14 protein-coding genes are annotated in these 12389 nt (G+C 63.9%); 4 read left to right on the forward strand and 10 right to left on the reverse strand.

From position 1 onward, the window contains the following. Positions 1–380: 380 nt before the first annotated feature. The 6 genes from RhoFasB10_RS23990 to RhoFasB10_RS24015 all read right to left on the reverse strand — a co-directional run bounded on the left by RhoFasB10_RS23990 (position 381) and on the right by RhoFasB10_RS24015 (position 5493). Entirely contained in the window at positions 381–548 is a 168-nt protein-coding gene (locus RhoFasB10_RS23990; protein WP_167678953.1) for a hypothetical protein, read from the reverse strand. Between the two features lie 11 nt (positions 549–559). Then, the gene (locus RhoFasB10_RS23995; protein WP_206031301.1) at positions 560–1057 is read right to left on the reverse strand and encodes a MogA/MoaB family molybdenum cofactor biosynthesis protein; all 498 of its coding nucleotides are present in this window, start codon (positions 1055–1057) and stop codon (positions 560–562) included. An 89-nt stretch (positions 1058–1146) separates the two neighbouring features. Continuing rightward, positions 1147–2586: a trypsin-like peptidase domain-containing protein gene (locus tag RhoFasB10_RS24000; protein ID WP_167678955.1), complete on the reverse strand. Its 1440-nt coding sequence runs from the start codon at positions 2584–2586 to the stop codon at positions 1147–1149. A 107-nt stretch (positions 2587–2693) separates the two neighbouring features. Next, positions 2694–4145, reverse strand: a complete 1452-nt coding sequence (locus RhoFasB10_RS24005; RefSeq protein WP_167678957.1) for a HAMP domain-containing sensor histidine kinase — start codon at positions 4143–4145, stop codon at positions 2694–2696. Then, a complete protein-coding gene (locus RhoFasB10_RS24010) occupies positions 4145–4831 on the reverse strand; it encodes a response regulator transcription factor (protein ID WP_068423894.1) in 687 nt (228 codons plus the stop codon). The genes RhoFasB10_RS24005 and RhoFasB10_RS24010 overlap by 1 nt, the downstream gene beginning before the upstream one ends. A gap of 44 nt (positions 4832–4875) precedes the next feature. After that, on the reverse strand, positions 4876–5493 hold the full coding sequence (locus RhoFasB10_RS24015) for a trimeric intracellular cation channel family protein (RefSeq protein ID WP_068423892.1): 618 nt from the start codon (positions 5491–5493) through the stop codon (positions 4876–4878). 119 nt (positions 5494–5612) lie between these two features. Between RhoFasB10_RS24015 and RhoFasB10_RS26525 the strand changes: the two genes are divergently transcribed. The 3 genes from RhoFasB10_RS26525 (at position 5613) to RhoFasB10_RS24030 (ending at position 6925) form a co-directional block, all read left to right on the forward strand. Then, on the forward strand, positions 5613–5879 hold the full coding sequence (locus RhoFasB10_RS26525) for a PASTA domain-containing protein (RefSeq protein WP_167674251.1): 267 nt from the start codon (positions 5613–5615) through the stop codon (positions 5877–5879). 119 nt (positions 5880–5998) lie between these two features. Further along, on the forward strand, positions 5999–6520 hold the full coding sequence (locus RhoFasB10_RS26855; protein ID WP_167678959.1) for a DUF3558 family protein: 522 nt from the start codon (positions 5999–6001) through the stop codon (positions 6518–6520). A gap of 84 nt (positions 6521–6604) precedes the next feature. Further along, a complete protein-coding gene (locus RhoFasB10_RS24030) occupies positions 6605–6925 on the forward strand; it encodes a hypothetical protein (protein ID WP_240931436.1) in 321 nt (106 codons plus the stop codon). A 187-nt stretch (positions 6926–7112) separates the two neighbouring features. On the opposite strand, the gene RhoFasB10_RS24035 is transcribed toward RhoFasB10_RS24030, so the two are convergent. Next, complete coding sequence (locus RhoFasB10_RS24035; protein ID WP_167678963.1) at positions 7113–7547, reverse strand: VOC family protein; 435 nt, start codon at positions 7545–7547, stop codon at positions 7113–7115. A 78-nt stretch (positions 7548–7625) separates the two neighbouring features. On the opposite strand from RhoFasB10_RS24035, the gene corA reads away from it, so the two are divergent. After that, positions 7626–8642 (forward strand): magnesium/cobalt transporter CorA, encoded by a 1017-nt coding sequence (corA, locus tag RhoFasB10_RS24040; RefSeq protein ID WP_167678965.1) that lies wholly within the window; start codon positions 7626–7628, stop codon positions 8640–8642. 104 nt (positions 8643–8746) lie between these two features. Here the strand turns inward: corA and RhoFasB10_RS24045 are convergent, their stop codons facing one another. From RhoFasB10_RS24045 to RhoFasB10_RS24055, 3 genes are read right to left on the reverse strand one after another with little or no spacing between them, the layout of a single operon-like run. Next, on the reverse strand, positions 8747–9928 hold the full coding sequence (locus RhoFasB10_RS24045) for an RtcB family protein (protein WP_167678967.1): 1182 nt from the start codon (positions 9926–9928) through the stop codon (positions 8747–8749). Between the two features lie 35 nt (positions 9929–9963). Then, a complete protein-coding gene (locus RhoFasB10_RS24050) occupies positions 9964–11106 on the reverse strand; it encodes a lipase family protein (RefSeq protein ID WP_167678969.1) in 1143 nt (380 codons plus the stop codon). Positions 11107–11151: 45 nt separating this feature from the next. Continuing rightward, positions 11152–12213: a VIT1/CCC1 family protein gene (locus RhoFasB10_RS24055; RefSeq protein ID WP_167678971.1), complete on the reverse strand. Its 1062-nt coding sequence runs from the start codon at positions 12211–12213 to the stop codon at positions 11152–11154. Between the last annotated feature and the right edge of the window lie 176 nt (positions 12214–12389).

Here is a 12389-nt window from a genome sequence, read left to right on the forward strand (position 1 = left end):
TGCTGCCGAAGCTGAGGGGAACATTAGAGGAGTTGCCGGATCGTGACAATCCCTACGAACCGGCGCCAAACATGGCCGAATCGTGATGTGTTTCCTGTGTGTGAACGGCTTTCACACCATACTTGCGAGTAACCTGCGTCACAAAATGGGCGTTGTTGCCGTTCCGTTACAAACCTCACCGTTAGTTGAAACGGCTCTGAAATGGGCAGACATTGCAGCGGACGAGCCGGAAGCGGATCAATCGGTCATTAGGGACGCACTTCTGCTCATCGTGATCCGAATCCGAAAGCTCGGCACCGCGGGCCGCGTCCCGCTAACACCAGGTAAACGTTCGCCCAACACGGATGTGATTTACATTCCCAAATGTGTTGTGGATCACATCACAAGTGGTGCGGGGGGCGCTCTCGATCGAACCAATCGTCCGTCGTGCCCTCGTCGCGGCGCGAGCGCTCATCGCTCGTCGTCTCGGGCAGGACGTCCCCGAAGATGCGAGCGAGCCGGGCCCGATCGATACGGGCCCGGCTCTCGTCGTTGTTGTTCTGTGTCATGTCAGGTGCGGTCAAGCATCGAGCCCGGACAGCTCTGCGATCACTTGGCTCGCCAGCGGGGTCAGGGTGGCCATGCCGTCACGAATCGCCGCGCGCGAGGACGCGAGATTCACGACGAGGGTGCTTCCCGACACTCCCACGAGCCCCCGAGACAGGCCGGCATCCATCGCCCCTGCGGCAAGGCCGGACGAACGCAGCGCCTCGCTGATGCCAGGAATCTCACGGTCGAGGATCTCGGCGGTCACGTCCGGGGTGACGTCGCGCGGAGACACCCCGGTGCCTCCGACCGACACGACGAGGTCGACTCCGCCGATCACCGCGGTGTTCAAAGCGTTGCGAACATCCACCTCATCCGACGTGACAGCCACGACTCCGTCCACCAGAAAACCTGCTTCGGTAAGGAGTTCCGTCACCAGCGGGCCGGTCGAATCCTGTCCATTACTGTGCGCGGTGCGGTCGTCGACGATCACTACCAACGCTCGGCCAGCCAGAGGGGTCTCGAGTTCCATACTGCTCACCGTAGTAGTAGCCCTCTGCTCGGTCTCACGCTGTGCGTAAATCGTTGCAACGGTCGCCAGGCGGTCGATGTCCGACAGCATCAGCGGCCTCCGGGGAAGCCAGGGATCTCGAACGGCGACTGTGAGCCCGAGGACGGCGTCTGCACCGACGCGGTCTGCGGCTCGGCAGTTCCCAGCGTCACGTCCACGGTCTTCTCGCTGCCACCGTCGGTGTAGGTGATCTTCACCGAGTCGCCGGGTGCGTGCGACCGCACGGCGGCAATGAGGGCGTCACCGCTCGAGACCACGCGGTCGTCGACCTTGGTGATGACTGCGCCCTTCGGAATGCCTGCCGACGCCGCCGGCCCGCCTTCGGTGACCTCGACGACTGTCGCGCCGTTGGCGTCGTCCTGCGACGGCACCTGCACGCCGATCATGGCCTGCGTCGCCTTGCCGGTCGTGCTCAGTTCGTCGGCTATCCGCTTGGCCTGGTCGACGGGAATCGCGAAGCCGAGGCCGATGGAACCGCTCTGCGTGCCCGAGGACTCGCTGCCACCGAGCGTCGCGATGGCCGTGTTGATACCGATCAGCTGACCGTCGGTGTTGACCAGCGCACCACCCGAGTTGCCCGGGTTGATGGCCGCGTCGGTCTGGATCGCGTCGATGACCGAGTTCTGGTTGCCCGACTCGCCGCTCGTCGACACCGGACGATTCAGCGAGGAGACGATGCCCGTGGTGACGGTTCCGGCGAGTCCGAGCGGGGAACCGATCGCGACGACCTGTTGTCCCACTTGCAGATTCGACGACGTCCCGAGCTCGATCGGCGTCAGGTCGGTCTTGCCTTCGGCCTTGATGACGGCCATGTCGGAGACCGCGTCGGCGCCGACGAGCGTTGCGTCGGCAATCGATCCGTCCGAGAATGCCACGGTCAGCTTGCCGTTGGCACCCGCACCCGTCGCCACGTGGTTGTTGGTGAGGATCAGGCCGTCGGAGGACAGAATGACGCCGGAGCCTTCGCCCTCTGCTTGGCTGCCCTTTACCTGGATCTGCACGACGCTCGGCAACACCTTGTTCGCGACGGCCTGGATCGAGCCGTCCGGAATGTTTGCGGCCGGCTGCGCTGCAGTGACAGTCGAGTTCAGCGAATTGGTGGCCGCGCCTGTGCCATTGGCACCATTGGTCGCCAAAGCGCCTACCGCACCGCCGATTCCGCCACCGACGAGAACCAGAGCGATTGCTCCGGCCACGAGAGTGGTGCGGCCCGGCCGACTCTTGACGGCTGCAGGGGCCTGCTGCGACGGCTGGTGATTCTGCGGCGCAGCGTGTTGCTGGTTGTAGCCGTAGTTCGGCTGCTGATAAGCGTTGTGGCCGTAGGCGGAATGACCGTATTGTCCGGCCTGCTGGCCGTACCCACCCTGCGGCGCGTGCTGCTGCGTCGGGAACTGCTGGGTCGAATTCTGCTGTGCCGGATTCTGTTGGGTCGGATGCTGCTGCGTCGACTCGGAGTCGTTCTGCTCGGAGTCTCTACGATCGTCGGTCATCGGCTTGTCGCTTCTTTCAGTAGAAACCTCGCCCTGAGAACGAGGTCGCCCGCCTTGTTAACGACTACTTTGCCGTGCGGGACTGAGAGCGCGCTGAGACAGAGCTATCAGTTTGCCGAGACTGTTCCAGACGGGTCGATACCACTTTCACCAGGCAAGACGACCCGAATCAGCGTCCCACCACGGTCCGAGACCTCGACGCCGATCGTCCCACCGTGCTTGATGACGACCTGCCGCACGATCGCGAGCCCCAGCCCGGAGCCCGGCATCGAGCGAGACGCCGTCGAACGGTAGAAGCGCTCGAACACCAGCTCGCGGTCTTCTTCCGGAATGCCCGGGCCCGCGTCGTCGACGGTCAATTCCATGAGCCCATTGCCGATCTGACGCATGATGACGCGCACCTCACCGCCACTGGGACTCCACTTGGCCGCATTGTCCAGAATGTTCAGTACGGCACGTGACAGTCCCGCCTGGTCGCCGTACACGAACCACGGTTCGAGGACGGCCCTGAACTCGATCTCGTTGCGGCGACGTCGCGCACGCTCGAGACTGCGTTCGACGGCGTCGGCCAGATCGACCCGCTCGAACACCGTCTCGGGCGCATCCTCACGGGCCAGGTCGACGAGATCGCCGACGAGCGTCGACAATTCCTGAATCTGTGCGACGACGTCGGATCGCAGTTCGGCCATGTCCTCGTCCGGAATCGAGGGCGCCCCAGGACGTCCCGACGCGATCAGCAGCTCCATGTTCGTGCGCAGCGACGTCAACGGCGTCCGGAGTTCGTGACCGGCGTCGGCGACGAGACGGCTTTGCCTCCCGCGGGATTCGGCCAGAGCCCGAAGCATCGTGTTGAAACTCTCGGTGAGCCGGGCCAATTCGTCGTCGCCGGTTACTGGAATCGGCGTCAAGTCATCGGTGCGCGCGACGCGTTCGGCGGCCGCGGTCAGTCGCGCGATCGGCCTCAGACCTGTTCTGCCGACGGCCATTCCCGCCCCTGCTGCGAGTACGACACCGCAGCCACCCACGATGAGCAGAACCCACGCGAGCCGGTCGAGCACTTGCCCTGTGGGAGAAAGCCTTTGGGCGATGACGATTGCGCTGCCGTCCATCGCACGCTGACTGAGGACGCGTTGTCCGTCGACCGTGCGCAGCGAACTGTCGACCTTGCCCTCGGCGACGGCGATCTCGTCCTCGCCGATCGGCACCTTCGAGCCAGGCGGGACGTACTTGGTGAGGTCCGGGAAGATCAGTGCGACGGACACATCGGTGCTGTACAGCGTCGCACCGGCCACGTACCGCGGGTCGAACGTGACGACGTTGCTGTTGATCAACGCGTCTGCGCGACTCCGCAATTGGTTGTCGACGTCGCCGTACAGGGCGCGGGACACCACCGCGTAGGCCGCGATCGCCATCACCGCGACGGCGATGGCCACCACCGACGCCGCGAGGAGCGTCACGCGCCAACGCAGCGACACCGACCGGGTCAACGGCATCGGGGGACGCATCGACGAGTCGGTGGTGAGTGGGCCAGGAGGCCGTCGAGCGAAAGGAGCGACCATCACGGAGGCGTTTCGCGGAGAACGTATCCGACACCACGGACAGTGTGGATCAGGCGCGGCTCACCGTCGGCCTCGGTCTTGCGACGCAGATACCCCACGTACACCTCGAGCGCATTGCCCGACGTCGGGAAGTCGTAGCCCCACACCTCTTCGAGGATGCGGCTGCGCGTCAGAACCCGACGTGGGTTCATCATGAGCATCTCCATCAGGGAGAACTCGGTGCGGGTCAGGCTGATCGACCGACCGCCGCGTGTGACTTCGCGCGTCACCGGGTCCAGCGAGAGGTCGGCGAATTCCATCGCTTCCGATTCTTCGCCTGCTTCCATCGCCGTGCGACGAAGAAGGGCGCGGAGTCGCGCGAGAAGTTCTTCGAGCGCGAAAGGCTTCGGCAGATAGTCGTCGGCACCCGCGTCGAGGCCTGCCACGCGCTCGGACACCGAGTCGCGGGCGGTTAGGACGAGGATCGGAAGGTCGTCGCCGGTGCTGCGCAGCCGGCGGCACACTTCGAGGCCGTCGAGGCGGGGCATCATGACGTCGAGAACCAACGCGTCGGGGCGAGCCGCCGCGATCTTCTCGAGTGCATCCAAGCCGTCGACAGCGAGTTCGACCGTGTAACCGTTGAAGGTGAGGGACCGCCGAAGCGAGTCTCGGACGGCTCGATCGTCGTCGACAACCAGGATGCGCATCGTTACAGTTTGGCCCGACGGACTGAGATATGTCTGAGAGGGTCCTAGTCTTCGGCGGGCAAACGTCGGGCAATGGGTAGATTCCAGCGTCGCCACAGCGCAAGAAGGCGCAGGCCGGTCGCGATGACGGTCCCCGCGATCAGTCCGATGTTCACGGGCCACCCGAAGCCCACGACGGCCGCTACCGTCGTCGAGCCGAGCAACGCGGGCACCGCATAGAGGTCGCGACGAAGCAACAACGGAACCTCGTTGACCAGGACGTCACGGATGACGCCACCGGCGACGGCCGTCGTCGCACCGATGAGGCAGGCAGCCAGTGAGCTGCCGCCGGTGTCGAGGGCGATCGTTGCACCCGTCGACGCGAACAGGCCCATTCCGAATGCGTCGAAGATCAGGACGCCTCGACGTACCCGGCTCATGGCGGGATGCGCGACGAACACCAGTAGCGACGACGCCAACGCCACCGCGATGTTGGGCCACTGGTCGAGCGACGTCGGCGGATGAATGCCCAGTAGAAGGTCGCGGATGATGCCGCCGCCGATGCCCGTCGTGATGCCGACGACGCACACGCCGAACAGGTCCAGGCGTTTCCGGACACCGATCAACGCACCGGAGGCCGCGAACGCGGCGATACCGACAGAACCGAGGACATCTACGAGCACGGGGTAATGGTCGCACTTGATTCGGCCGTGACCTCCGGGAGTCGATCGGTATGGGCTTGGTACCTCGAACGCTGCCGGCCGTCCCAGGTGCAGATGACGATGGGGACATGAGAACTTCGATGAGAAAGGTAGTGGCGGGTGTGGTGGTCGCGGGAGCCGTATCGTTCGGTGCGGCCGGGGTCGCACAGGCTGGTGAGCTGATCCGGGTACCCAACGTGACGGGGATGTCGGTGTTCGGTGCGACGGAAAGACTCAGCGAGGCCGGTTTCGACAATGTGATCGCCAGCTCCCCCGATGCGACGGGTCTGGTCGCCGGTACGACGCCCCGAGCTGGAACCTTGGCCGACGAGGACACGACGGTGATCTTGTTGGTGCCGAGCGACTGAGCTGCCGTCGTTGGCCGTAGTGGTCGTTCAGGGCCGGATGCGGCTTATCGGTCGACTACGTCATGGAACCGCGCCGCCTGCCTTTGCGTCTAAACCCTCGACAGCGACGAGGGGGGCCGATGCGGAAACGGTGGGCGGTGATCGCTGCCGGTTGCTTGATCGCCGGGTGTGGCGGTGGTGTCGATGGGGTCGAGGTCACGGGGGTGCCTCAGGAGCGTTGGGATCCCTGCAGCATCCCCGCAGACGCCCTCGCGGGGACGGGGTTGGATCCGGCGCTCGGTGGCGCTGGATGGGGTGAGGGTATCGAGGTCGATGACTGGTCACGCTGTGTCTGGGAACATGTCGATGGTGACCTGAGGTATTCGTTCACAGCATTGACGTCCACAATGTTCGACTCCACGGATCTTCGAAACAACACTCAATTTCGCGATTTCACCGAGACCACTTTCGGAGCCAGAACCGGATCTCTGCACTACTACACGTCGTACACCGAAGCCGAACGTTGCGGAATCGTTTTCGACACCGATCAGGGCGTGGTCAGTCTCTCTCTGACAAATGAAGGCACCACTCTGCTCGATTCCTGTGCAATCCTCCTCGATCACGCAGCGGACCTCATCGACTACTTTCCGCCCACTCAGTAAAGGGAACTTGCGATGTCACCCGAAGGCCTGCCCGCTGCATCGGCATATTGGACTGACTTAGCGGTCGCAGCGGACGAGGGGAACTTGTATCTCAATCCTGCCGCCGCACAGGCATGCGACAGCGCGTGCGCCAATTACATCGACAAACTGATCGCGCACCAGCGACTTGCCAGGGACCTCGCAGACGTTCAGGGGTTCGGAAGCCTTCCATCGGGTGTTGCACTCGCAGAACGGTTTTCGAAGAAGGCCGTCGACGCAGATGGAACTAATAACCTCGTCGACGTGCTGCAAAGTCACATCGACGTTGTCATGGCCATGCAAGCGGTATTCAGGAAGTTCTTCACCGACACCGAGAACACCGATGAGCAGAACGCGTCGGGAATCTCGGCGCAGGGCCCGAGGTAGCTCCGCTCCGGCTATGAACGACCGGGGCACCGCAGGCTCATGCGGAATCCTAATCCTCACTCGATGCATCGCGTGAGAATCGGGAATCGGGGTGAGGATTCGACCCGCCCCACCCCCCGCGCACCTTCGAGCCGACGCGCACGTTGCAACCTGCGCATCCGCTGCAACCTGCGCGCTTGGGGGGCGGCTACAGTTCCTGCAGCCGAACGGTCCCGTCGTCGGCGATGGAGAAGCCCGGATTGTGGCAGATTTCCCACAGCACACCGTTCGGGTCGGAAAAATGCCCGTGATACCCACCGAATGCAGCCTGTTGGGGCGGCTTCACCAGCGTCGCGCCGGCCTTGACAGCTCGGTCGACGATCGCGTCGACCTCGGCGGGACCGTCGACGTTATGCGACAACGTCAACCCGCTGACCTTGGCCGGACCGCCATCGTGCCCGAGGTCCTCCGTGAACTTCTGCGCGTCGAACAGCCCCATGACCAGCCCTGGGCCGATCTGAAAGAACAGGATTTCACCGGGGACGTCCAACAGGGCCGTCCAGCCGAGGCCATCGCGGTAGAAGGCGCGGGCAGCGTCGAGGTCAGGGGTCGCAAGCGTCGTGAAGTGAATGCGCTGATCCATCCACCCATTCTGACGGCTGAGGCCTCGGTCTGGCAGGCTTTGCACTGTACGAACTCCCACAGACCAGAGTGAGGAACGTTGCCGATCGTCGACAACGCTGTCTACGTCGACGGCGTGCGCACCGCGGACCCCGACAGCCTCGACCACACCTACGAGGCGATGCGCGAGCGCAACGGCATGGCCTGGATCGGCCTCTATCGACCCGACGACCATGAGATCGCTTCCATCGCAGCCGAATTCGGCCTGCACCACCTTGCTGTCGAGGACGCGATCGCAGCACATCAGCGGCCCAAGCTCGAACGCTACGGCGACCAGCTGTTCGTAGTGCTGCGGCCCGCTCGCTACATCGACGAGACCGAAAAGGTCGAATTCGGCGAACTCCATGTGTTCCTCGGTCCGGACTTCGTCGTCACCATCCGCCACGCCGAGTCCCCCGAGCTGGGGACGGTCCGCAAACGACTCGAAGAGACACCCGACCTGTTACGGCAGGGAACGCAAGCCGTCCTCTACGCCATTCTCGACCAGGTCGTCGACGAGTACGAACCCGTCGTGGTGGGGCTGCAGAACGACATCGACGAAATCGAGGACCAGCTCTTCTCCCGCGATCCCTCGGTATCCCGACGCATCTACACCCTCTCGCGCGAGGTAACCGAATTCCAACGCGCCGCCGCACCCTTGGTGGCCATGATCGAATCGCTCAAGCGTGGTGAAGACAAGTACGACGTCGACATCGAACTCCAGCGTAATCTCCGCGATGTGCTCGACCATTGTGTGCGCATCGCAGAACGTGTGGAAGCGTTCCGCGTCAACCTGCAAAATGCGTTGCAGACGAACGCGACTCTCGTTGCGCAACAACAGAACGACGAGATGCGCGCGATGACGCAGGTCAGCTTAGATCAGACGGAGCAGACAAAGAAGATCTCGTCGTGGGGCGCGATATTGTTCGCACCGTCGCTGATCGCTGCGATCTACGGGATGAACTTCGACTACATGCCAGAACTGAAGTGGCACATCGGCTATCCGCTCGCATTGCTGACGATGCTCGCCTGCTCCGGCGTGCTGTACCTCGTGTTCAAGCGTCAGAAATGGTTGTGACGCCCCGCCGAGCAAAATTCACCCTCCTATTGTGCGGTTCGAGCACCGAAAGCCACACAACAGGAGGGTAAATTTGCGACGGCCCGACGCCGAGCTTTCAAGCGCTATGTCCCCTTCACATTCAGGATCTGCCGCAACTCGTGCTCGATGTCGACGAGATCGACCGCGTCGGCCATGACGATGTCGATGTCCTTGTAGGCGTCGGGGATTTCGTCAACGAACTCTTCGCCGTCGCGAAATTCGATGCCTACCATTCGCTTCCGCAGATCCTCGACGGTGTAGCGCCTCCTCGCCTCGGTCCGCGAGAACCTCCGTCCGGCGCCGTGCGGCGCCGAGCACAGACCTGCGGCACTCCCCTTGCCGACGACGACGTACGACCTCGTCCCCATCGAGCCGGGGATCATCGCCTTGACGCCCTCGTGCGCATCGACGGCGCCCTTACGCGTCAGCCACACGTCCTTGTTTCCGTGCTTCTCCTTCACGGTGTAGTTGTGATGGCAGTTTAGTCGCTCGAGTTCGTGGTGATCGTCGACACCCATCCACTGGGCGAAGACGACAGCGAACCGGTCCATCATCTCGGCCCGGTTGAGGTAGGCGAACCGCTGCGCCCACTTCAAATCCTCGATGTACCGGCCGAATTCGGGCACTCCCTCGGGAATGTAGGCGAGGTCCTTGTTCGGCAGATCGATCCACCACTGCTTGCACAACCGCTGCGCAATCGCGATGTGCTTCTTCGCGATCTTGTTCCCGACACCCCTGGATCCGCTGTGCAGAAAAAGCCACACAGAATCAGTTGTGTCCAAACACAATTCGAGGAAGTGGTTGCCCGATCCCAACGATCCAAGCTGCTCACGCCACTTCGGCGAGTGCGACAGATCGACGCCGTTGGCCTCGGCAAGTCCCTCCAACTCCGCGAGCTTCGAGGCGGTGAAGTCCCATACGTCGAATCCACGGTTGTAGTTGCCCATGGACAGTGGGATAGCCCGCTCGATCGCCGCCCGGAGGTCGGCGAGGTTACGGTCCCCGAGGTCTGACTTAGTGAATCCCGTTCGTACACCGATCATTCCGCACCCGATGTCGACACCGACGGCCGCTGGTATGACCGCGCCGAGCGTCGGGATGACCGTGCCGACGGCACTGCCCATACCGCTGTGCGCGTCGGGCATCAGGGCGACGTGCGGATGCACGAAGGGCATGGACGCGGTCTCCCGCGCCTGCGCAAGCGTGTTGTCCTCGATGTGGTAAGCCCAGTTGAGCAGCTTCGAGCCCACCTTCTTCGGGGGCATGATGTTTCCTTTCAGCCCCCTCGGAGGAGGAGGCGCTATTCGAACAGTTGCTTCACGAACGGGATGGAATCCGCCTGTGACTGAAGTAGCGCACCGCTGTGGTCGGTGGGATAGGTGTGCAGACGGACGTCTTGGCCGTTCAGTTTCATCTGGGCGACAAGCGAAAGCGCTGCCGGCGCAGGCACATCCACGTCGGTCAGACCTTGGCCGATGAAGACCGGTCGGTCGTAGCCACTCGTCGGCACACCCATGTAGTCGTTGAGCAGGCCGTAATAGTCGGGAATCTGGTTGAGCGGTCTGGAGAACAGATCACCCGACACCAGGCCGTCGAACTCTTCCTCGGCCTCGATGACGCACAACGTTTCGGCTTTGTCGACTGCTTGCCTGCCTTCCTCGGTGAGGTACGAGTCGATGTCGACCTCCGGATGCGCCTCGCGCAGCCCCGACAGGATGTACAGCAGATACGTCGTCAGCGCTTTGCTGGCCGAGACCGGCAGCACACCGGGACCCAGTGGCAGCAGGGCCAATTCGATGTTCGCCGGAACCCCGGTGCCGACGGCGCCGCGGTAATCGAGTTCGGGGCCACCGTATTCCGTCGCGTAGCGGGCCGTTGTGATCGCTGCGCCACCGCCCTGCGACTGGCCGACGACGACCCACTTGTCGGACAGGGACGCGTCGACCGCTCGCGATGCCTTCACCGAATCGACGACACTGTGCGCGGAGACCTTGCCATCGAGATACGGCATGATGCCCGGTGTCCCGAGGCCGACGTAATCCGTCGCCGCGATGGCGTAACCCTGTCCGAGCCAGGCCCCCAGGTACTGTCGGTCACGCTCGGGATCGGCAGGGCCGACCAACGAGGGCGCGCACGCGTCGTCGACACCCGAGGTGCCATGCGCCCATCCGATGACAGGCCAACCACCCTCGGGCGCAGTGCCTTCGGGGACGAAGAACGCGCCGGTACTCAGTGCGGGCCGATTGTCCGACCCGACGGTCCAGTACGTGATGCGCTTGGCCTCGGCAGTGCCCGGAAGCCACAGCTCCGGTGCCAACTCCTCGACCGCGACGACGGTGCCCGGCGTCCGATCGACCTCGTCCGCGACTGCGGTGGTGGCACCGGCGAACACCAGAGACGCAGTCGCACAGACAGCGACGAGCGAACGAGAGAGAGTCGACATGGCAATGACAGTAACGCGCGTCGACCTGAAATTGCGCGTGATTTGTTATCCGGCACCGCCGCCGAACACCATGCCCAGCAGATAGGTCGCCCCGGCAGCTCCGTAGCCGATTGCGAGCTGACGCAACGCACGCTTGACGGGCGGGCCTCCACTCAGCAGACCGACCACCGCGCCAGTCCCCAACAGAGCAATGCCCACCAACACCGATGCAACCACTAGTGCCACATAGCCTTCCAGCCCGAACAGATACGGAAGCACCGGAATCACTGCACCCGATGCAAAGAAACAGAAGCTGGCCGACGCGGCCCCGAGGCCGGTTCCGACGGCTTCGTGTGCATCGACCGACGACTGCATCTCGTCGTCGGGACCGAGGTTCCTGAGCACTTCGGACGCGCGAGCTTCGGCCTCGTCGGGCGTCATTCCTCGTGCGCGATACACCAGCGCGAGTTCGTTCGCGTCGACGTCGAGATGCTGGACGGCTTCACGCGCCGACCGATCCGGCGACGACGCCTCCAACAACTCCCGTTGCGAGCGGACGGATACGTACTCGCCCGCGCCCATCGACAGTGCACCGGCGAGCAGACCGGCAAGGCCGGTGACCAGCACGATATGGTTCGACACTCCGCTTCCACTGATGCCCAACACCAGCGCGAGGTTGCTGACGAGCCCGTCGTTCGCGCCGAACACCGCGGCGCGGAACGTTCCCGACAGCCGGTTGCGACCACGCGCCGCCAGCGCGCGCACCACCTCCGCGTGAATCTGCTCGTCGGCCGTCATGGCCTCGGTGGCGTCGGAATCCGACGCGTACGGCGACCGCGTCTCGGCGCGCTGAGCCAACGCGAGCACGAACACCGAACCGAACCGCCTGGCCAGCAGGCCGAGAAGCCGCGTCCGTCGACTACCCGGCTGCGGATACCCGACGCGATCGCCGAGCAACCGTCGCCAATGTTCCTCGTGACGACCCTCGGCATCGGCCAGCGCGAGCAGGATCTCGCGTTCCTCGCCGGTGCGTCGGCTCGCGAGGTCGCGATAGACGGCGGCCTCGGCACGCTCGTCGGCGAGGTAGCGTCGCCACCTCTTGACATCCTTCGCGGAAGGTTCGGCCATAGCGCTCAACGTACCCAGGCGGACCCCCGCGAACGACCGAAGGCCTCCCTTGCTCACTCCGAGTGAGCAAGGGAGGCCTTCGGTCCGGTCGGCGCCCGGGCCTGGATACCAGCGAGGGCGCCCCTCGGTCACTCAGAGTGACCAGATGTCACCTTCGGTCCGAAAAGGGGGGCGGG

Source organism: Rhodococcus sp. B10 (assembly GCF_011770055.1).
Classification (GTDB): Bacteria; Actinomycetota; Actinomycetes; order Mycobacteriales; family Mycobacteriaceae; genus Rhodococcoides; species Rhodococcoides kyotonensis_B.